The organism is Leucobacter albus (assembly GCF_039528015.1).
Taxonomy (GTDB): domain Bacteria; phylum Actinomycetota; class Actinomycetes; order Actinomycetales; family Microbacteriaceae; genus Leucobacter; species Leucobacter albus.
In genome coordinates this window covers 18,069-39,163 of sequence record NZ_BAAAKZ010000015.1, presented here as the reverse complement: position 1 = coordinate 39,163, position 21,095 = coordinate 18,069, and the positions used below count along the sequence as shown (strand labels likewise).

Here is a 21,095-nt window from a genome sequence, read left to right as displayed (position 1 = left end):
ACCGAAAGAAGAGCATGAACAACCGAACCGAGACCCCGAGGGCGCGCGCTGCCGAGCTCGTGCCTGGCATCGCAGACTTTCGCGACGGCCAACCAGCGGGCAACCCCTGGGTCGCTGGCGCGCCCACCCCAGAGGCCGTCGCGATCGTCGACTACAACCCGAGCTGGCCTGCTCGGTTTGCCGAAATCGCAAGCATGCTCGAATCTTCCCTGGGAGACGAGATCGTCTCTATCGCGCACGTCGGCTCGACGGCAGTGCCCGGGCTCGCGGCGAAAGATGTCATCGATATCGATCTCACGGTCGCCGACCCCGCGGCAGAGGAGCGCTACGTCGCGACGCTCGAACGGCTGGGGTTTCGCCTCACCGTGCGCGAGCCCGAGTTCGAACTGCACCGCATGCTGCGGCTCGAGGAGCCCCGCGTGAACGTGCACGTCTATGCCCCGGGGGCCGCAGAGACCGCGCGACACGCGCTGTTTCGTGACTGGCTTCGCGAGACGCCGGCCGATCTCGAGCTCTACGCAGAGGCCAAGCGGGCGGCGGCGGCCAGCGGCCCCGGATCCGCCGCGGAATACACCGATCGCAAATCGGCCGTCGTGCGGGAGATCTACGCGCGCGCATTCGCGGCGAGCGGCGTGCCGCTGCGCGAGCGAGCCCTCGCCCCCGCGGTGCTCCCGCCACTCCCCGAGCGCGCGGGCGACGAGGCGCTGAGCTGGCGGCCGGCGCGCCGCGATGACGCCGAGGCGATCTACGAGCTCACCAGAGTTGCCGGCCTGGTCGACCACCCGAAAGACCTCTCCTCGCTCGAATCGGTCGAGCTTGGCATGACGGGTCAGCACTTCTCGCTCGCCACCGATTCGATGCTTGGCTTCACCTCGCGCGGCGAGCTTGTCGCCTACGGCGAGGCGCACCTCGGCGATACGTTCGACACCGAGGTGCAGGTGTCTGTCGACGGCGTCGTTCACCCAGATTGGCGCGGCAGGGGCATTGGGGCGGCACTCCTTGCCTGGCAGGAGGCTCGCGCGCGGCAGCTCCTGGCAGCCTGCGGCAGCGACCTGCCGGCAATGATTTGCCTCGGCGCGCGCGAGGCAAACGTCGACGCGACCGCGCTCATGAGCTCGGCCGGGTTCTTGCCGGTGCGCTGGTGGATGGAGCTGTGGCGCGACCTCGGCGGCGAGGCGGGCGACCGGGTCGAGCAGCGGGAGCTGCCACCGGGGGTGGTGTTGCGCCCGTTCGAGCCAGGGCTCTCCGAGGCGACGCGCATCGCGCTCAACGACGCCTTCCGCGATCACTGGGGGTCGCAGCCGAGCTCGCGGCAGGAGTGGGAGGAGGAGCTCGCGCTCGACGACTTCGCTCCCGAGCTCTCGTTCGTTGCGGTCACGGAGGGCGAGGTCGGGGGCGGATCCGAGGGCGGATCAGCGGGCGGATCCGAGGGCACGGCCCAGCCCGAGGCATCGCCCGGGCACCCTCGCGTTCTCGCAGCCGTGCTCACCGAGGTCGACGAGCGGGAGTGGGAGCTCAACGGCGGCCCGTTCGCCTACATCTCGAGTGTGGGGGTGATTCGCGAGGCGCGCGGCCTGGGGCTCTCGTCGGTGGTGCTGCGGGCGGCGCTCGAGCACTACCGTCGCGGGGGCATGCTCGGCGCCGCGCTTGACGTCGACGCCGCGAACCCGAGCGGTGCGCTCGCAATGTACACGAAGCTCGGGTTCGAACTCAGCGACCGGTCGGTCACCTACGCCAAGCGGGCGTAGGGCCGCCGGGCGCGTGCTGCGCCGGCTTTTGGGCGTGCTGCGCCGGCTGGGCGCGTGCTGCGCCGGCTGGGCGCGTGCTGCGCCAGCCGTGCGCGTGCCGGCCGGCGCGGCCCGCTACGCCCGCTCGCCCTGCTGCACGAGCTGGGCGGTGTGCTGCGAGGTGCGAATGGTAGAGATCATCACCTCGAGGCACACGCGCACCCCCACGACTGTGAGTAGCGGGAAGACCCACCCGAACAGCAGCTGGAGCACGCCGAACACGGCGAAGGCCCCCTCGCGCGAGATTGCGCTGACGACGAACCACACGAGCGCTCCCACGAGCCAGACGAGCAGTGACCCGATCGTCGCGAGCAGGTAGAGCACTCGCGCGAACTTGATGGTGACGACGCGGTCGGGAGCGAAGCTCAGGTCGAACAGGCTGCGGAAGAACCCGGTCTCGCCGTTGCCCGCGTAGGCGGGTTGGGGTGCCGCGCCCGGCTGGAAGCCGGGGGTCGCGCCGCCCGGCTGCGTCGCCGGGAATGCCTGCGTCGCGTGGAGCGGATCGATCGGGCCCGTCGAGTGCGGCGCATACTGGGCCTGGGGTTGAACGCCTGCCGAGGCGGCGGTCGAAGCCGGCAGGGGCGCCTGGGGCTCGGGGTGCTCCTGGGAGCCCGCGCCGCCCGAGAGCCGCGGCCGTGCCGGGGGCAGCGTCGCGCCTGGGGCGAAAATAGACTGCGCGGGCGCTCCCGCTGCGCTCTCTGCGCCGCCCGCGCCATCGGGGCTACCCGCGCCATCGAGGTCGCTCGCGCCGTCGGGGCCGAGGCCTTCGGCGGCCGCGTGATCCTCCTCGACCGCGCGCAGCTGCGCAGTCCAATTCTCGCCGTCCCAGAATCGCTCCTGGTCTGACCCCGCCGGGTCAGGGTGCCAGCCTGCGGGTGGAAGCTCGGGGGTGTCTTGCGTCATGCCTATTTCCTCAGCTTGTTGGCCAGCTGGCGAACAGGCCGCGCTGCCGGGTCATTACGTCGTTAGTCGGAACCATACCAGGAGGGCGGCCCGCGCGCGCCTGCGAGGTGGTGGCTTCCGGGGAAGCGAGCAGCGCAGCGCGACGACAACCAGGGGCTGCTCAGGGCCTGCGCAGGGCCTGCCAATGAGCCGGGCGTAGGCTACCCGAATGACACGGCGCCCCTCACCCCTGGCAGGCGCAAAGCCATCGCTGAGCGATCTTGCGCGGTTCTCAACGCCCGATCCACACGCCCTCGACGACGTGCTCCCGCCGCCGGGCAGCGCTCCGCTGCGCCTGCTCATCGTCGGCGTAAACCCCGGGCTCTGGACTGCCGCGGTGAACGCGCCGTTTGCGCGGCCAGGCAACCGGTTCTGGCCTGCGCTCTACCGGGCAGGGCTGACAGACCACCTCGTCGACGCGTCGCGCGGGCTCAGCGCCGAAGACGAGCGGCAGCTACTCGATCGCGGCATTGGAATCACGAACCTCGTTGGCCGCGCGACGGCGCGCGCCGACGAGCTCACGCGGCAGGAGCTCATTGCCGCGGCCGATCGGCTGGTTGGCCGCGTCGCGCAGCTCGCGCCCGAGCGGGTCGCGGTCGCGGGAATCACGGCGTTCAGGCAGGCGTTTCAGCTGCCGCGCGCCGCGCTTGGCGAGCAGCCGACGGCGGGCGAGGGAGCAGTGAGCGGGTGGCCGAGCGGGGTGCGCCTGTGGGTTGTGCCGCAGCCCAGCGGCCTGAACGCGCACGAAACGGTCGACACGCTCGCCGAGAAATGGCGTGCGGTTGTCGCGGGCGCGGAGCCGCCGCTTGGCGGGCGCGCTGCGGCCCGGGGTTAGTGCTCGCGGAGCATGCGAATGAGCTCCGCCTTGCGCTTGCGGGAGTAGCCAGTGAGGCCGAGCTCCTTCGCGCGTCGCCTGAGCTCGGGCACGGTGCGCTCGTCGTAGTCGGAGGCGCTGCCGCCCCTGCGGCCGATGGCGCCTCGCCCCTCGGCGGCCGCTGCGTTTGAGATTCTCGCCGCTTTCTCCTCTGACGCGCCGCCCTTGCGGAGGCGATCGTAGAGCTCTGGGTCTTTGAGCTGGGGGGTCTTACGGGTGGGCATGGCGGGCTCCTTTCGTGAGTGCGCGGCCAGGTGTGTTGGGGGCGCTGCCGATCGCATTGGCGGATCCCGGGCGGCCCCGCACCCGCCTAATCAGGGGTGTCGAGCGTGATGATCTCTTCGTCTTGGCGCTCGGGGGCGCCCTCGCGCTCTGCCGGTTGGGCGGTTTCGGGGGTCTCGAATGCGTCGGCGCCCTCGGTGTCGTCGAGATCGCCCTGTTGGCGTCGCTGCGGGTCGTCGGGTTCGGTCGTGTGGGGGTGATCGGTGTGCATGGTGCCTCCCGTTCGTTGGTGCGTGAGGGGTCTTCCGACGCTAGCAACGCGCCAGCACGGCGCAACCACATAGCCAGGCCATTGCAATCGGCAAACCTGCCGCGGCGCCAGTGTGCGCCTGGCAGGCGCAGGGCCCACCTCGGGGGAAAGCCTTGGGAGTTCACCGGCAACATTCAGCCAACGGCCCGCAGCCTGAATGCCACCTCACAGCGATATTGGGCCGCGTTGGCGGCCATAAACACCAGTGGGCCGGTGCGCCTGCCGTGTGTGCCACGGGAAGCGCGCCGGCCCACTGGCCTCGCGAAGTGCCTACTCGGCGGTGTTGCGCGACCGGCGTGCGCGCGCGCCGAAGAGCGCGAGCGCGCCGAGGGCAAGGAGCGCTGCCGCGCCGAGCCCAATTGCGGGTAGGGAGCCCGCTCCCGAGTTCGCCAGCGCCGCGGGGGTCGCGGGCGTGTGCGTCGGAGTTGGGGTGGTCTCCGGGGCAGGCTTCTCGGGAAGAGTGGTGCACGAGGCGGCGGTGAGGGTCACCGTCATGCGCATGCCGGCATCGGTCGATTCCCAGCCCTCAGCAGGCATGAGCGTGAAGCCCTGTTTCGCCGTAGCGGTCACGGTCACCTTGTTGCCAGCTGCGATCGTGCCAGCGATCGAGTAGTCGATGCCTGCGGTCTCGGCGAGCTCTACCCGCGGAGCCGAGGCCGAGCCTGCCGCGGTGCAGGCGGCCTGAGTGACGGTCGGGGCAACCGGAGCGACCTGGGTGTCGGGGGTCTCTGGCTCTTCAGACTCATCGGGCCCCTCTGGGTTGCCGGGCTGCCCGCAATCGACTGTGTTGAACGTCACAACGAAGGTTGCCGAGAGGCGGTCTGATGCGAGCGTCCAGCCGGCCAGGGCCGCGATCTTTGTGTCGTCGATAGACGCGGCGGTGACGGTGACCTGTGCGCCGGCCGCAACAGTGCCAGCGGTGGTGTAGCGCAGCCCGGAGCCCTGCGGCAGCGTGAGCTGCGGTGCGGTGACTGTGCCGTCTGCGTTGCAGACCGCCTGCGTGACAGTCGGAGCCACGAGGGTGCGCTCCTCGTCAGTGGGGTCGGTTGGGGTCGGGTCGGTTGGCGTCGGGTCGGTTGGCGTCGGGTCGCACCCGAACACTTCGTCATCGAGGAAGGGCAGGGCGTGGAACTCGGCGCCGGCAAGGTTGTGGATCAGGTCGCCCGCAACCCACATGCGGCCGTTGGTGCCCGGTACCTGCACGGTCGTGGTTGAAGCCGGGTTGGCGACGAGCACCGTGCCGGGGAACTGTGCCGTGCTACCAATCGTTACCGCTGAGGCGTCGGGGAAGTTCCACAGCAGCCGCTGTGCGACGTCGGTGAACTCGCTGTTCATACCGAGTACGCCGCCTTTGCTGCTCAGCACGGAGGTCAAAGCAAATTCTGCGCTGGGCCCGGTGACGTTGACGATGACGGAGCTCGCTGGGTCGATGTTCTCGTAGGCGAGCGACTTCGCACTGCCGACCGTTGCCCCGTCAAGCGTGAACACCTGGCGGTTCTTCGTGCCGTCACCCGTGAGCGTCAGGGTGCCCCACTCGGTGCTCGCCGTGCCCGTGGCCGGCATCGCGCCGTAGCGGGCAGACTGCTCCGAGAGCACGCTGCCGAGGGCAGCCCGCTCGCCGATCGCGGCAGCGGCGCCAATGCCGCTCTCGACTGCGCCGCCGCTTGTCTGAATGGCGTTGTCGGCTGCAGAGATGCTCCCGCCGACGCGCACAGCGCCGCCGATGGCGTGCCCGACGTGCAGTTCGCGCTCGGCCTGCACGGTGAGGTCACCGCCAACGAGGAGCATGTCGCTCATCGCCGGGGGAGTGAGGAGCGACCCGACGCCAACGACGCCAAGGTTGTAGACCCTGTTGACATCGGGCGCTGGGGTGTCGAACTGGGCATCTCCCTCGACAACGAGCAGGCCCTCGAGCTCGGCGCCCGCCCGCATGTGAAAGTTGCCGCCGACGTACACGTTTGCCTGCCCGTCGACGGGGTGAGGTGTGCCCGTGCCGATGCCGCCGCCCGCCGGCAGGCACGACGTCGCGGTCGTGCCCCCGTCTGTGGCCTGCGCCAGTGGGGCCGCCTGCGCGGCAGCGACCGGCGCCGCAACGAGCGCAATACCGGCGAGCACGGCCGCGCTGGCCACCTGCGTCAGTGTTCGAACAAAAACCACGGAATACCCCCAAAGCTGGCCGCGCGCGTTCGCGGCAGACGAATTTCCCCGAGACGGTGTCTGGCGAAAGGCCCTCGGCTTCCCCTCCGAATTGGGCCAGCTGCCAACCTAATCGATAATTCGTAAACTTTACTAACAAAAGCGAAAGCTTGTGCCGAAGTGACAGAAACCGCGGCGCGCGGTTGGAGACTTTGGCCAGGTGGGCCAGGTGGGCCAGGTGGGCCAGGTGGGCCAGGTGGGTCAGGTGGGCCGGGTGGGCCGGGTAGGTCGGGTGAGCCAGGTTGGCCAGGGGCGTGCCGCTGGGGGCAGCGGGCTCCTGCGTAACGTATGAGATCTGCGTTCCCCAGGTCGGGAGGCGCCCGTAGCGGCCTGGGTTCGGCCGATCGCCCTTGGTTCTGCAGCGGCCGTGGCAGCGGGGGCGTGCCGCTGGGGGCAGCGGGCTCCTGCGTAGCCAAGGGAGATCTGCGTTCCCCAGGTCGGGAGGCGCCCGTAGCGGCCTGGGTTCGGCCGATCGCCCTTGGTTCTGCAGAAGCCCGACCCCGGCGACCCGACCCCGGCGACCCGACCCCGGTGACCTGCGCCCCCCCAACCGCCCCGGCCGGCACACAGTGGCGTCATCTCGCCACGCCCGCTGTGCGCCGAGCCCGGCCCCCGAGATATCGCGGTCTCACGACCCCGCGCGTGACGATAAGTGGCCACCGCGACCGGGCCGGCGGCGGTAGCTCGCTTTGCCAGTCGGAGAAAGCTCACTAGCTTTGCGGTGGCCCACCACGGGGGACGGGCCGCACTAGGGGAGGAAACTGTGGCTTTGGCCCAACACACACTTGACCAACGAGCGCCCGGGCGCCGAGCGCGCGTGCTCGCGTGGGTGACGATCGCGCTGCTCGCAATCGCCGCTCCGCTGCTTGGCAGCACTGCGGCCCACGCCGCGCAGACCGCAGCGACGATCTCGAACGTGCAGCTCGACAAGACGGCCGCGGGCCCCGGCGAGAGCGTGCGCCTCGACTTCGACTGGCGCGTGCCAGACAGCGCGGCCTCGGGCGACACCTTCACGCTCACCCTGCCAGACGAGCTCGAGCCGCGCTCGACTGCTGCGTTCTGGCTGAGGTCGCCAGCGGGTGAACCCTTGGCTGAGGGGCGCTGGGCCGGCAAGGTCGCTACCTTTACCCTCACCAGCTACGTCGACGACAACGACCGGGTCGCTGGTGCGGCCTTCTTCTCCGTGCAGTGGGACGCGACCGTCGTATCGGGCGAGGCGGCGCGCGACCTGCAGCTATTCTTCAGAGATTCGGGGCAAACGATTCCGCTCACCTACACGGGGCACGGCCCGGCAGGTACCGAGCAGAGCTGGTGGAAATCGGGTGGCTGGATCGACTCGAACCAGGGCAGCGTGACGCTCGCGCGACAGCTCTCGTGGACACTCTTTGTCGAGACACCCAAGGGCGATGGCTTTGGTGCTCCGCTCGTCATAGAAGACGTTCCGGGCGCCGGGTCTCATATTCCGCTCGACGCGGTCACGGGCTACCTGCGACAGCCGGGTGGGGCAGACGTTGAGCTGCCAAGCGGGCGCTACACCGTCGAGCGACTCGGCGAGCACGGCGTGCGCATCGAGGTGCGAGGCAACTGGCCGGGCGAGCCCGCAGTCTATGCGGGCGAGAACATGTATTTTGTGCTCGACGCTGACCTGCTCCCCGGGCACGAAAACACTGGTGGCGCTTACACCAACCGCGTGACCTTTACCGCTGACGGGGCCGCTGTCGTTCGCGACCAGGTGGTGCTCACCGATGCCGCCGGTGGCGACGGAGTTGGTTCGAGGTCGGTCACGGTTGGCGACTTCGTGTGGCGCGATGTGAATGGCGACGGCGTGCAGCAGGCCGGCGAGCCTGGCATTGAGGGCGTCGAGCTGCGCGTTTCGGGCCCGGGCGGCGAGCCCGTGACCGATATCGACGGAGCGCCGGTCGGGCCTCAGTTCACCGATGCCGATGGCCGCTACCGCTTCACGGGGCTGCCGGCGCTCGGCGCGGGTGAGCACTACACTGTGTCGATTGTGCGCGATTCTGCGCGCACGACGGCGGCGCTTGCGGGGCTGGTTCCAACGGCTTCTGGGGCGGGCGGCGACCGCGCGCTCGACTCTTCGATGTGGATCGCCGAGAGCTCCGAGCTCACCGTCAACGGCATGCGCGACCTCACGCTTGATTTCGGCTTCGTCGCACCCGAGGCCCCGGTGATCGACGTGACCCCCGTCGCGCCGAGCGTGGTGCAGGCGGAGTGCCTGGCTGACGGGAGCGCGAGCGCGCCCTCGGTCATGCCCGCAACGACGCCCGGGGTCGTCTACGAGGTGATCGGCTCGGTCGAACCGGGTAGCACGGTGACGGTGACTGCCGTCGCGGCCGCGGGCTACGCGCTCGCCGCGGGCGAAGACGGCGTCGGCGGCTGGGAGCCGGGCGACGGGCGCTGGGAGTTCGTGGTGGCCCTCGCGGCGCTTGAGTGCGACGAGCCCGGCGGCCCCGGAACCCCCGGCGGCCCCGGAACCCCGGGCGGCCCGGCGGTGCCGAAGGCCGACGACGCGGGCCCGAAGCCCGTCGCGGAGCCGGGCAAGCTCGCCGCGACGGGCGGCCAGGGGGCGCTCGCCGCCGGGGCCGCGGGGCTGCTCGCCCTCGGTGTGATGCTGCTCGTGCTTCGCGCCAGGCGACCCCATGCAGGCCGAAGCGCCTAGCCGGAGCGCCTAACCGGAGCGGTTAGCCAGCTCTCCCAACAAGGAGCTCGCTGCCGCAGCACGGCAAGAGCCGGCTCGGGCAGCACAGATATAGACCAGCGCGGGCGCGATTTCTCCCCAATACCCCAGGGAATCGCGCCCGCGCTCATCTGTGCGTAGCGGAGCCGAGCGGCTAGCGGGCCGCACCCTTCAGGCTGCCGGTGACCTTGCCGGCGGGGTCGACGATCACGCAGTTGACGGTGCGGTCGTTGAACTGGTTCCAGCCCTCTTCGGTTGGGGTGAGTGTGTAGAAATCGAGCTCTGATTCGAAGTAGTCAAAGCCAACAAACTCGTTGAACAGTGCGATGCACCGGTCGTTGCTCTCGGTCTCGAGCGCGCTTGCTTCTGGGAACTCCGAGCCAGCGAGATCGAACTCGCCGAAGATCTCTTCGTCGTGCGCCTGGTCGCAGGGCACGACGGGCACGTCGAATACGACCTCGTCGCTCGTCGAGTCCATGCAGTCGCCGACCGCGATCTCTGCGACCCCGGCCTGCGCCTGCTCGGTGATCGCTCCAGCGTCGTCGCGCTGAACGGGCTTGAGGTTGAGGTTGAGCAGGCTGCAGCCCGCGAGCGTGGGGATGAGCGCGAGGGCGACGATGCCGGCTCCGAGGGCGGAGCGCAAGCGGTTCGGTGACGAAGTAATGAGAGAGTCCTTTCGTTCCCGCGGCACAGGCGGCGGGGTGGGTTCAACTCAAATACCCTATCGATAGCTATGTGACAGCTGGAGCCAATGAGCCCGATGGGGTGCCCGCTGCTCCGGAGCCCTCGGCCGATTTTGCCGAGACGTAGAGCAGCGGTTTTGCCCCGTGTGAGTCCCCGCTCTGCGTCAGATGCTCCCACATGTCATCGATCATGGGCTGCATGAGCAGCTGGCCGAGCTGGCGCACCATCAGGCCGATCACCTGAGACGACTCCGAGCGGCGCGACGTGGTGCGCCCAGCGCTGCGCGCTTTTGCGACCTCGCCGCGGCTGAGGTCGGTGAGGCGGCGCAGCAGTTCGCCACCGCCGTTGGGGTCGAGCACGGCGCGGCGAATGTAGTTGACAACGGTTGGGTGGGCCGCGAGCATCTCGCGCACGGCCTCGTCTTTCGCGCCTGCGATCTGCTGGGCGGTGCCGTCTGTTGGGGCCGAAGCGATCGCGAGCACGTAGTAGTCGACGATGAGCTGGTCGACAGCGGCGCGCAGCCCCTCCTTGGTCTTGAAGTGGTGCTGCACGAGCCCGACGGTCACGTCGGCGTGCGCGGCGACGGCGCGCATGGAGACGCGATCTTCGCCGTGTGCGGCGTACAAATCGAGCGCTGCGTTGCGGATGCGGGCCTTCGAGGTGAGGTCGTCTTCGCGTGCACGTGGGTCATTCACAGTGTTCTCCTAACGGCGAGGAAATTCTACACCTTGACAGAACTCTGTACATGCCCATTAATAGCAATACGTCCGTATAGTCAAGGGAGATTGCAGATGTCAGGTGTGTCGCCGCTGCTCGGCGTGAATGTGGTGTCGCTGGCGATCAACCTGCCCGGCCCCCTTGCCGCGGCGAGGCTACGCTCGATGGGCGCAACCGTCACCAAGGTGGAGCCACCCGGCGGCGACCCGCTGCGCACGGTCAGCGAGGCCTGGTACGACGAGCTCACGTCGGGGCAGCGCGTCGTGACGAGCGACCTGAAGTCGGCAGCGGGTCGAGCGGCCCTGGCGCAAGAGCTCAACGGAGCAGACCTGCTCATCACCTCGATGCGGGCCGCCGCGCTCGCAAAACTCGGCCTTGGGCGCGAGAGCCTCGCGGCGACCTACCCGCAGTTGTCTCACGTGGAGATCGTCGGGCACACGGGCACGGCCGCAGGGCGCGCCGGCCACGACCTCACCTATCAGGCCGAGCAGGGCACCCTGCAACCGTTGGCGCTGCCCACCGTGCCGGTCGTCGATCTGCTCGGGTCGGAGCGGGCAGTGTCTGCCGCGCTTGTCGGTCTGATGGCCACCGCGCGCGACGGGCGTGGTCACCACGAGCTCATCGTGCTCGAAGACGCGGCGAAAGCGGCGGGCGCTGCCGTGCGTCACGGCGTAACCGGGGTGGGCGCCCCGCTTGGCGGCGCTCACCCCGGTTACCGCATCTACCCGAGCGCCGACGGCTATGTCGCCCTTGCCGCGCTCGAGCCGCACTTCTGGGAGCGAACCCGCGAGGCGCTGGGCGTCACGGGAACGAGCGAGGAGTTCACCCGGGTCTTCGCAGGGAAGACCTCGAGCGAGTGGGAGTCGCTCGCAGCGAGTCGAGACATTCCGCTCGCCGCTGTGCGCGAGGGTGCCCACGCGCCAGGATCCGCCAAGTGAACGGCCCAACTGCGCCGACCGCGCACCCAACCGGGCCAAACGCGCACCCAAACACGGCAGCTCACCCAAACACCGCCACACACCCAAATACCCCCGAACTACCGAACACCGCCGAGAGGAACAGCATGCCGCACGAATTCGTCACGGGACTGCCGTCGACGCACGGAGACAGTTACCAGCTGAACACCACCACCCTCATTCGTCACGCCGTACGCACGTACCCCGAGCAAGAGATCGTGTTTCGCACCGCCGAAGGTGGGTGGGATCGCTACACCTACGCCGACGCCTACGGCCGCGTGATGCGCGGCGCGAACGCTCTGCGCGCACTCGGCGCCGGTGCTGGCGACGTGGTCGGGGTGCTCGACTGGAACAGCAAGCGGCATTTCGAGCTGTACTGGGCAATTCCGGGCATCGGCGCGACGATGCTGCAGATGAACCTGCGGTTGGCGGCAGAAGACCTCGCCTACGTCACCGAGCACAGCGCGGCCTCGGTCGTGTTGGTCGACGAGTCGCTGCTCGCCGTCGCCGAGGCGCTGGCGCCGCGGGTGCCCGGCGTAGAGACCTGGGTCGTGATGACCGATCGACCGCTGGGCGAGCTACAGACGACGCTGCCAGGCGCGGTGCACTGGGAAGACCTGCTGCGCGCGGCTGAGCCGACGATCGACTGGCCGGTGATCGCCGAGACGACTGCATACAGCGCGTGCTACACCACCGGCACGACCGGGCGGCCCAAGGGCATCTACTACTCCCACCGCGGCATCTACCTGCACACGCTCGCCGAGACGGCCGCCCTCGGCATGCACGCCGACGACGCGGTGATGCTCATCACCCCGATGTTTCACGCCCAGAGCTGGGGGCTGCCGCAGTCTGCGATCTACAGCGCGGCGAAGATTATTCTCCCCGGTCGCTATGTGGCCGAAGACACGTCGGTGCTCGTCGAGACCATGATTCGCGAGCGGGTGAGCGTCGCGAACGGCGCGCCGGCGATCTTCCAGCCGATGATGGACTACATCAAGACGCTCCCAGAGGCGCCCGACCTCTCGCGGGCCCGCCTGCTCTCGGGGTCGACCGAGCCGCCGCTGTCGCTCATGCGCGACTTCTTCGAGATCACCGGCGCCGACGTGATTCACGCCTACGGTGCGACCGAGACCGCCCCGCTCGTGGCGATCAACCGGGGGCTCAAACCCTCGCTGCGCGGCGCGCTTAATGAAGACGAGCGGTGGAACCTCAAGCGCAAGCAGGGCCTGCTCGTCAACGGCGTCGACGTGCGCGTGGTCGACGCCGAGGGCAACGACCTGCCGCACGACGGCACGAGCCAGGGCGAGGTGCTGTTGCGCGGGCCGTGGATCATCGAAAGCTACGACAAGATGGGCGCCGACGAGGCGGCCGACAAGTTTCTCGACGGGTACTGGCGCAGCGGCGATGTTGGCACGGTCGACCAGCACGGCTACCTGAAAATCACCGACCGCATGAAAGACGTTGTGCGCTCGGGCGGGGAGTGGATCTCGTCGATCGATATGGAGAACGCGCTCGTCGGGCACGCGCGCATTCGCGAGGCAGCGGTGATTGGTGTCGCCCACCCGAAGTGGCAGGAGCGGCCCCTCGCGATCGTCGCGACATTCGACGGCGCAGAGCTCTCCGTCGACGAGGTGAACAGCGCGCTCACCGGGAAGTTCGCGAAGTGGCAGCTGCCCGACACCGTGCTGTTCGTAGACGCGCTGCCCCGCACGAGCGTCGGCAAGCTCGACAAGAAGCTGCTGCGCGAGCTCCACGCCGACATCTACGCCGGCGCGCAGGCAACGGCCGCCGTGACGACAGGAAGGTAGGTGCCGCCGTGAGCGACCTGTTCCCCGATTACCGCTCCCCGTGGGAGACCGAAGACCACGCGTTGCTGCGGCAGCACGCCAGGGAGTTCTTCCGCAGGGAGGCAACACCGAACCAGGCCAGGTGGGCCGCGCAGCACGAGGTCGACCGCGAGTTCTGGGCGAAGACCGGCGATGCCGGGCTGCTGTGCCTCGACGTTGCCGAGGAGTTCGGCGGCGGGGGTGGCAACTTTGGGCACGAGGCGATCGTGCAGCAGGAGCTGAACCTCGCGCACGACACGGCCTTTGGCTTCTCGGTGCACTCCACGATTGTCGCCCACTACATCTCGGCGTTCGCGACGGCCGAGCAGAAGCAGCGATGGCTGCCGAAGTGCGCGAGCGGCGAGAGCGTGCTCGCGATCGCGATGACCGAGCCGGGCGCCGGCTCCGACCTGCAGGGCGTGCGCACGACGGCGGTGCGCGACGGCGACCACTACGTCATCAACGGTTCGAAGACGTTCATCTCGAACGCCTCGCACTGCGACCTGCTCGTCGTTGTCGCAAAGACCGACCCGACACAGGGGGCGAAGGGCATCTCGCTGTTCGTTGTCGAGACGGCGGGGCTTGCGGGCTTCGAGCGCGGCCGGGTGCTCGACAAGATCGGTCAGCACGGGCAAGACACCCGCGAGCTCGCGTTCACCGACATGCGTGTGCCGGCTGAGAACCTGCTCGGCGGGGTAGAAGGCCAGGGGTTCTACCAGATGATGGAGCAGTTGCAGCGGGAGCGCCTGATCATCGGTGTCGGCGCAATCGCGGTGGCCGAGGCGGCAACGGTTGAGGCGATCCGCTACGCGAAGCAGCGCGAGGCCTTCCGTAAGCCAGTACTCGACTTCCAGCACACGAAGTTTTTGCTCGCCGAGTGCAAGACCGAGGTGCTCGCGGGCAAGACCTTTATTGACCACTGCGTGCAGCGGCAGATCGACGGCACGCTCGACGCCGCGACGGCCTCGATGGCCAAGATGTGGAGCACCGACAAGCAGTGCGACATTGTGGATCGGTGTCTGCAGGTCTTCGGCGGCTACGGCTACATGATGGAGTACCCAATCGCGCAGATGTACGCGGCGTCGCGGGTGCAGAAGATCTACGGCGGCACGAACGAAATCATGAAAGAACTCATCGGCCGCAGCCTGTAGCGCCGGCCCGCACCCCTCAACAGATTGGAGCATGTCATGCAGATCACTGGAACCACGGCGCTCGTCACCGGCGGCGCCTCCGGCCTCGGCCTGGCAACGGTCACTGCGCTCGCCGCAGCTGGCGCCCGCGTCATCGCCCTCGACCTGCCCTCGGCAGACACGACGGCGCTTGCCGCTCTCGGTAACGCGGTCGAGTTTGTGCCGGCCGACGTCACAGATGAGGCGGGGGTCACGGCCGCTGTCGAGCGTGCGAACGCGCAAGGCTCACTCCGCATTCTCGTGAATTGTGCTGGCATCGGCAGCGCACACAAGACCGTGGGCCGTGACGGCCCGTTCCCGCTCGCAGACTTCGAGCGGACTGTTCGCATCAACCTCATTGGCACCTTCAACGTGATTCGGCTCGCGGCGGTGGCGATGGCCCAAAACGAGGCCGTCGATGGCGAGCGCGGCGTGATCATCAACACCGCGTCGGTCGCGGCCTTCGACGGGCAGATCGGCCAGGCCGCCTACTCGGCATCGAAGGGTGGCGTCGTCGGGCTGACGCTGCCGATCGCGCGCGACCTCGCGTCGCTGCAGATTCGGGTGAACACTATTGCGCCCGGGCTCTTCAAGACACCGCTGCTCGGCGCGCTCCCTGAAGCCGCGCAGGAGTCGCTGGGGGCGCAGGTGCCGCACCCGAGTCGTCTTGGCGACCCCGCCGAGTACGCGCAGCTCGTCGAAGCGATTATCACGAACCAGATGCTCAACGGCGAGACGATCCGCCTCGACGGAGCGATCAGAATGGCGCCGAGGTGAGCGCAGCGCGGCCGGCGGAGGCGGCTCGGGCCGGTGCCCTCACCTACGCCGACGAGCTGCGAGTCGGGGAGCGGTTCGAACTCGGCACGCACACGGTGGCCGAGGCCGAGCTCGTTGGCTTCGCGGCGAGCTGGGATCCGCAGTGGTTTCACCTCGACCGGGAGGCCGCCGAGGCAGGCCCGTTCGGCGGTCTCATTACGAGCGGGATCCACACCGTCGCAATTCTGCAGCGACTCACTGTCGACGCGGTCGTGCACGGGTGGGCCGTGCTCGCGGGGCGCGGCATTCGCGAGCTGCGGCTGCTTCGCCCCGTCTACGTCGGCGACACGATCACCGGCACTATCACGATCACGGAGATTGACTTCGACGACCGTGAGCGTGCGCTCGTCACGATGGATAGCACGCTCACTACGACCGCGGGCCGCATCGTCGCGACGATGACAACCGACGTCTACCTGCACGCGAGCGCGCCAGCGGCGCAGTAGTAATCGCTGCCCGAACCACTCGCACGCGACACCAGTACCAATTGAGCCCGGCACCGCCAATGACGGTGCACAACCAACGGCGACACCCCACCATCGACCGGTGCACCAGCATCGGCGCCACACCAACACTTCGGAGGAACCCATGTCAGAGGCATACATCATCGACGCCGCCCGCACCCCGGTCGGGCGCCGCGGCGGCGCGCTCGCAGGGGTGCACCCTGCCGATCTCGCAGCGCACGTCATCGAGGTGGTGGTGAGCCGCAACGGCTTCGACCCAGCCCTCATTGACGACGTCATTCTCGGCTGCATCGACACGATCGGGCCGCAGGCCGGCGATATCGCGCGCACCGCCGCGCTCGCCGCAGGGCTCCCAGAGACGGTTCCGGGGGTGACTATTGATAGGCAGTGCGGCTCTTCGCAGCAGGCCGTGCACTTCGCTGCGCAGGCGGTGATGAGCGGCACTGCCGATCTCATCTTCGCCGGCGGGGTGCAGAACATGAGCCAGATTCCGCTCATGTCTTCGGCGGAGGCGGGCAAGGCCTTCGGGGTGCCTGACCCGTACTCCGGCTCCGAAAAGTGGCGCGCTCGGTACGGTGACGAGGTTGTGTCGCAGTTTCGTGGTGCCGATCTGCTCGCCGCAAAGTGGGGCATCGAACGAGAGGAGATGGAGCGCTTCGCGCTCGAAAGCCACCGCCGCGCGGTGAGCGCCGCGAACGCAGGCTACTTCGAGCGCGAGATCGTGCCGTTCGGTGACCTCGCGGCCGACGAGGGCCCGCGCGCCGACACGACGCTCGAAAAGATGGCCGGGCTGCCCGCGCTCTCCGAGGGGAGCAGGCTGACCGCCGCCGTAGCGAGCCAAATCTCAGACGGGGCTTCGGGCATGCTCATTGCTTCGGAGGCCGCAGTACGCCGACACGGGTTCACGCCACGGGCGCGGATCCACCATCTCACCGTGCTCGGCGCCGACCCCATCATGATGCTTTCGGCCCCCATCCCCGCGACTCAGCGCGCCCTCGAGCGCACGGGGCTCACGATCGACGACATGGACGTCGTCGAGATCAACGAGGCATTTGCCCCCGTGGTGCTTGCCTGGCTCCAAGAAACCGGGGCAGACCCCGAGCGTGTGAACCCGAACGGCGGCGCGATCGCCCTCGGCCACCCGATCGGCGCGACCGGCACCCGGCTGATGACGAGCATGCTGCACGAGCTCGAGCGCACCGGTGGCCGTTTTGGGCTGCAGACGATGTGCGAGGGCGGCGGCCAGGCAAACGTCACCATCATCGAGCGGCTCGGCTGAGCCAGCTCGGCGGCCCGGCAGGTCGGGGCGGCCCCGCCCGCCTGCCCGCCGGGCCACACAACCCACAAGTTCCACGACCCACACGTACGAAGGAGTACACGATGGCAACTCTTGGTTCACTACTCGCCGTAAACGCGCAGCGCCACCCCGACCGGCCAGCGCTGATCTTTGAAGGAGCGGAGGTGACTGAGCGCAGCTACGTCGAGCTTGACCGCGAGGTCAACCAGTACGCGAACGCGCTGCTGTCGCTCGGCGTCTCGAAGGGCGACCGCGTCGCGGTGCTGTCGCCGAACTCCGACAGGTTCGTGCTCGCGATCTACGGGGCCTTCAAGATCGGGGCGATCGTGACGCCGTTCAACCCCCGCTCCACCGCGCGCGAGCTCGCGTACCTGCTCGAAGACTCTGGGGCGGCGGTGCTGCTGTTTGCCGACGCGACCGCGGCCGCCGTGCGCGGCCTGGCGGGTCTGGAGGCGCCGGCCGGGGGCGCCGCGATGCCTGCCGAGGCGGCCGCGGCCCCTGCCGCGCAGCTGCTGGCGCTCGACGGCGCCGACGGCTTCCCCGACTTCCACGCGCTCGCCGCAACGATGCCGAGCGACGCCCCGCGAGTCGACGTGAGCGAAGACGACGACTGCATGATCATCTACACCTCGGGCACGACCGGGCAACCCAAGGGGGCGCTGTTTGACCACCACCGGCTGCTGTGGGTGGGCAACGGCATGGCCGCGCTGGGCGTGAGCTCCTTCGACCGCAACCTGCACGTCGCGCCGATGTATCACTGCGCCGAGCTCGTGCTCTTCGTGCTCAGCGGCTTCTCGATGGGCACAACGCACGTCGTGCTGCCCGCGTTTGAGCCAGCCGCGGTGCTCGACGCGCTCGAGAGGCACCGCATCTCCGTCTTCCTCGGGGTGCCGACGATGTACCAACTCATGCTCACGGTGCCGGGCATCGAGCAGCGCGACCTGTCGAGCTGGCGGCTCGGGTTCTTCGGGGCGGCGCCGATGCCCGCGACCGCCGTTGAAAAGCTCGTCGCTACGCTTCCGAGCGTTGGCTTCATGCAGCTGTGCGGGCCGACCGAGGGCGGCCCGTCTGGCATCTATTCGACACCAGAAGAGGTCGCCGCCAGGCCCGATGCAACCGGGCGTTGGTCGACCGTCAACTGTGAGGTGCGGCTCGTTAACGAGGCTGGCGAAGACGTTGCCGTCGGCGTGACTGGCGAGATCATCTTGCGGGGCGAGGCCATCATGAAGGGGTACTGGAACAAGCCAGAGGCGACGGCCGAGGCTATTCGAGACGGCTGGCTGCACACTGGAGACCTCGCGGTGCGCGACGCCGATGGCTTCATCACCGTCGTCGACAGGCTGAAAGACATGATCATCACGGGCGGGCGCAACGTTTACTCGGTTGAGGTCGAGAACGCGCTTGCCGGCCACCCCGCGGTGCAAGACGTCGCGATCGTGAGCCGCGAGCACGACACCTTCGGCGAGACGATCGTCGCCGTCGTGACGCTTGCCCCCGGCGCCGCGGCAACGCTCGAGGGCCTGCGCGAGCACGGGGCCGAGTACCTCGCTGACTACAAGCTGCCACGTGAGCTCGTGTTTCGCGACATTCCGCGCAATGCGTCGGGCAAGATCCTCAAGCACGTGCTCCGCAGCGAGATCAGGGAGGCTGCGGCGGCTCTGTAACCGGGCGCCGCGAGGGCGGGCGGTGCCGCGAGCCTGACTTGCTCCGGGCTCTGGGCCCCGGGCCCCGGGCTCCGGGCCCTGGGCTCCGGGGCCCAGAGCCTCCGCCGCACTCACCCCGCACCCACCCCGCACCCACCCCGCACCCCAACTTCGCTCCCTCAGACCCTTTTCGCCGCGTCACCACCCAAATACCCGGCATTTGCATGGTGACGCGGCGAAAACATGGTGACGCGCAACCATGCCAAGCGGCTGGGCCGGCCTGGTGGGGTGTGGGCCAGCAGGGTGACCACCCGGATAGTCCCAGCGGGCCGGGAATCAATCTCCCCGGGCCTGCGGCACCCGGCCTCAGCCCATAGCCCCCAGACCCCGGCCTCAGCCCCAGCCCCAGCCCCAGCCCCAGCCCCCGGACCCCAGTCCCCGGCCCGGGCCCCAGCCCCACCACCCCGTCAGACTCATCCGGCCCAGCCCCAACCCCGACCCCGACCCCTCCTGCGCGCAATATCCCGCTCCGCCCCACCGGGCGCCGCCACCACCCGAGGCATGGAAGCCCCTCACCCAAGCCCCGCACCAAGGCCACCGCCCAAAACTGCCCCATTCCACTCCCTCAGACCCTTTTCGCCGCGTCACCACCCAAATACCCGGCATTTGCATGGTGACGCGGCGAAAACATGGTGACGCGCGAGAATCCCGACGCGGCGAGGCAGGCAGGGCCCCGCGGCGGGCCGTCACCAAAACGGGCGGGTGGTGGATCTCTGTGAGATCCACCACCCGCCCGTTCGTGCAGCGAGGCCTGCGCCGACGCGCGGCTACCGCGTGCCTCTAGCAGCGGGCTCAGCAGCGGGCTCAGCAGCCGGCTCAGCAACCGGCTCAGCAGCCGATTCCGCCGCGGCGCCCGTGCCGGCCTCCAGCTCGGAGTCGGTATCGGTGTTGTCGAACGCGAGGCCCTGGCGGGGCGCGTTGTAGAGCGACTCGTCGAGAATTCCCTCGCGCTTGGCGACGATCGTGGGCACGAGGGCCTGGCCAGCGACGTTCACCGCGGTGCGGCCCATGTCGACGATCGGATCGACCGCGAGCAGCAGGCCGACGCCCTCAAGCGGCAGCCCGAGCGTCGAGAGCGTGAGCGTGAGCATCACGGTCGCGCCGGTCGTGCCGGCGGTGGCGGCCGAGCCGAGCACCGAGACGAGCGCGATGAGCAGGTACTGCACGAGCGAGAGCTCGATGCCGAAGAACTGCGCGATGAAGATCGCTGACACCGCCGGGTAGATCGCGGCGCAGCCGTCCATCTTCGTGGTTGCCCCGAGCGGCACCGCGAACGACGCGTAGCCGCGTGGCACGCCGAGGTTGCGCTCGGTGACGCGCTGGGTGAGCGGCAGGGTGCCGATCGACGAGCGGCTCACGAACCCGAGCTGCACCGCGGGCCAAACGCCAGAGAAGTACTGGCGAATGGAGAGCCCGTGCGCCTTCACGAGCACGGGGTAGACGACGAACAGTACGATCGCGAGGCCGAGGTACAGCACGGCGACGAACAGGGTGAGCGTGCCCATCTTGTCCCAGCCGTACTCGACGATCGCGTTGCCGATGAGGCCGAGCGTGCCGATGGGCGCGATGCGAATGATCCACCAGAGCACCTTCTGAATGATGGTGAGTGCCGACTCGGTGAGTTGAATGAACGGTTCGGCCTTCTTTCCGATCTTCAGCGCCGCGATGCCGACGGCGGCAGAGACGACGATGACCTGCAGCACGTTGAAGCTTGCGCTCGCGGCCAGCGCGCCGGTCTCGGGGTTTACGCCGCCCGAGAGGCCGAGCCCGAGGAAGTTCTGTGGCACGAGCCCGGTCAAGAAGTTCCACCACGTGCCGACGGTGTAGGGGTCTGACGGCTCGAGGTCTGAGCCCGACGCGGTTTCACCCGGGCGCAGCGTGACGCCGAGCGTGATGCCGATCGCGACGGCGATGAGCGCCGTGATCGCGAACCACAGCAGTGTCTGGCCGGCGAGGCGGGCGGCGTTCGTCACCTTGCGCAGGCCGACGATGCTCGACACGATCGCGGTGAAGATGAGCGGCACGACCGCGGCGCGCAGCAGCGTGACGTAGCTCGAGCCGATGACCTTGAGCGTCGCGTGCAGCCCGTTCGGGTTGCCCTCGGCGTCGGGGCCGAGGTTCAGGGCGAGCGCGCCGAGCGCGAGGCCGAGCACGAGCGCCGCGAGAATCTGCCAGCCGAACGACGTCATCCACTTCGGGAGGCGGCGCTTGTTGTTAGCCGAGGCGGGGGCCGCTGGCGCGGTGTGCTCGGTGGTGTTGGCGGGCGGGGATGCCGGTGTCGACATGGTGATCCTTTCAGCGTCGCGCCAGCCGGGGGTCATAACTGGCGACAGCACTCGATCCTAGCAACACTTTCGCTTCTGTTATGACACGCATTACATTTTGTGACAGCGGCGTGAGGGGGCGGATCCGCGGCTCGCTACGCATTGCACGCCCT

General features: G+C 68.9%; 17 protein-coding genes. 10 read left to right on the top strand and 7 right to left on the bottom strand.

The window, feature by feature from the left end:
- Positions 1-14: 14 nt before the first annotated feature.
- On the top strand, positions 15-1,748 hold the full coding sequence (locus ABD115_RS14700; RefSeq protein ID WP_343962205.1) for a GNAT family N-acetyltransferase: 1,734 nt from the start codon (positions 15-17) through the stop codon (positions 1,746-1,748).
- Between the two features lie 114 nt (positions 1,749-1,862).
- Here ABD115_RS14700 and ABD115_RS14695 read toward each other — a convergent pair whose 3' ends face one another.
- Positions 1,863-2,690 carry a DUF4282 domain-containing protein gene (locus ABD115_RS14695; protein WP_343962203.1) on the bottom strand — a complete coding sequence of 276 codons (828 nt, stop codon included), beginning with the start codon at positions 2,688-2,690 and terminating at the stop codon, positions 1,863-1,865.
- 208 nt (positions 2,691-2,898) lie between these two features.
- On the opposite strand from ABD115_RS14695, the gene ABD115_RS14690 reads away from it, so the two are divergent.
- Positions 2,899-3,564: a mismatch-specific DNA-glycosylase gene (locus ABD115_RS14690; RefSeq protein WP_343962201.1), complete on the top strand. Its 666-nt coding sequence runs from the start codon at positions 2,899-2,901 to the stop codon at positions 3,562-3,564.
- On the opposite strand, the gene ABD115_RS14685 is transcribed toward ABD115_RS14690, so the two are convergent.
- From ABD115_RS14685 to ABD115_RS14675, 3 genes are all read right to left on the bottom strand, one after another.
- A complete protein-coding gene (locus ABD115_RS14685; RefSeq protein ID WP_343962199.1) occupies positions 3,561-3,827 on the bottom strand; it encodes a DUF7218 family protein in 267 nt (88 codons plus the stop codon). The two genes, ABD115_RS14690 and ABD115_RS14685, sit on opposite strands and share 4 nt — an antisense overlap.
- Before the next feature lie 86 nt (positions 3,828-3,913).
- Complete coding sequence (locus ABD115_RS14680) at positions 3,914-4,096, bottom strand: hypothetical protein (RefSeq protein WP_343962197.1); 183 nt, start codon at positions 4,094-4,096, stop codon at positions 3,914-3,916.
- A 309-nt stretch (positions 4,097-4,405) separates the two neighbouring features.
- A complete protein-coding gene (locus tag ABD115_RS14675; protein ID WP_343962195.1) occupies positions 4,406-6,265 on the bottom strand; it encodes a choice-of-anchor A family protein in 1,860 nt (619 codons plus the stop codon).
- 835 nt (positions 6,266-7,100) lie between these two features.
- Between ABD115_RS14675 and ABD115_RS14670 the strand changes: the two genes are divergently transcribed.
- Positions 7,101-9,008 carry an SdrD B-like domain-containing protein gene (locus ABD115_RS14670; RefSeq protein WP_343962192.1) on the top strand — a complete coding sequence of 636 codons (1,908 nt, stop codon included), beginning with the start codon at positions 7,101-7,103 and terminating at the stop codon, positions 9,006-9,008.
- Between the two features lie 172 nt (positions 9,009-9,180).
- Here ABD115_RS14670 and ABD115_RS14665 read toward each other — a convergent pair whose 3' ends face one another.
- Positions 9,181-9,669, bottom strand: coding sequence for a septum formation family protein (locus ABD115_RS14665; protein WP_343962190.1), 489 nt, complete (start codon positions 9,667-9,669; stop codon positions 9,181-9,183).
- 88 nt (positions 9,670-9,757) lie between these two features.
- A complete protein-coding gene (locus tag ABD115_RS14660; protein ID WP_343962188.1) occupies positions 9,758-10,405 on the bottom strand; it encodes a TetR/AcrR family transcriptional regulator in 648 nt (215 codons plus the stop codon).
- A 96-nt stretch (positions 10,406-10,501) separates the two neighbouring features.
- On the opposite strand from ABD115_RS14660, the gene ABD115_RS14655 reads away from it, so the two are divergent.
- The 7 genes from ABD115_RS14655 (at position 10,502) to ABD115_RS14625 (ending at position 18,619) form a co-directional block, all read left to right on the top strand.
- A complete protein-coding gene (locus tag ABD115_RS14655; protein WP_343962187.1) occupies positions 10,502-11,365 on the top strand; it encodes a CoA transferase in 864 nt (287 codons plus the stop codon).
- Positions 11,366-11,490: 125 nt separating this feature from the next.
- Positions 11,491-13,191, top strand: a complete 1,701-nt coding sequence (locus tag ABD115_RS14650) for a long-chain-fatty-acid--CoA ligase (protein ID WP_343962185.1) — start codon at positions 11,491-11,493, stop codon at positions 13,189-13,191.
- An 8-nt stretch (positions 13,192-13,199) separates the two neighbouring features.
- The gene (locus tag ABD115_RS14645) at positions 13,200-14,360 is read left to right on the top strand and encodes an acyl-CoA dehydrogenase family protein (protein WP_343962183.1); all 1,161 of its coding nucleotides are present in this window, start codon (positions 13,200-13,202) and stop codon (positions 14,358-14,360) included.
- 36 nt (positions 14,361-14,396) lie between these two features.
- Positions 14,397-15,155, top strand: coding sequence for an SDR family NAD(P)-dependent oxidoreductase (locus ABD115_RS14640; RefSeq protein WP_343962181.1), 759 nt, complete (start codon positions 14,397-14,399; stop codon positions 15,153-15,155).
- Positions 15,152-15,640: a MaoC/PaaZ C-terminal domain-containing protein gene (locus ABD115_RS14635; protein ID WP_343962179.1), complete on the top strand. Its 489-nt coding sequence runs from the start codon at positions 15,152-15,154 to the stop codon at positions 15,638-15,640. Before ABD115_RS14640 ends, ABD115_RS14635 begins: the two co-directional genes overlap by 4 nt.
- A 142-nt stretch (positions 15,641-15,782) precedes the next feature.
- On the top strand, positions 15,783-16,937 hold the full coding sequence (locus ABD115_RS14630) for an acetyl-CoA C-acetyltransferase (RefSeq protein WP_343962177.1): 1,155 nt from the start codon (positions 15,783-15,785) through the stop codon (positions 16,935-16,937).
- A 101-nt stretch (positions 16,938-17,038) separates the two neighbouring features.
- Positions 17,039-18,619: a class I adenylate-forming enzyme family protein gene (locus ABD115_RS14625; RefSeq protein ID WP_343962175.1), complete on the top strand. Its 1,581-nt coding sequence runs from the start codon at positions 17,039-17,041 to the stop codon at positions 18,617-18,619.
- An 806-nt stretch (positions 18,620-19,425) separates the two neighbouring features.
- Here the strand turns inward: ABD115_RS14625 and ABD115_RS14620 are convergent.
- The gene (locus tag ABD115_RS14620; protein ID WP_343962220.1) at positions 19,426-20,847 is read right to left on the bottom strand and encodes a dicarboxylate/amino acid:cation symporter; all 1,422 of its coding nucleotides are present in this window, start codon (positions 20,845-20,847) and stop codon (positions 19,426-19,428) included.
- Between the last annotated feature and the right edge of the window lie 248 nt (positions 20,848-21,095).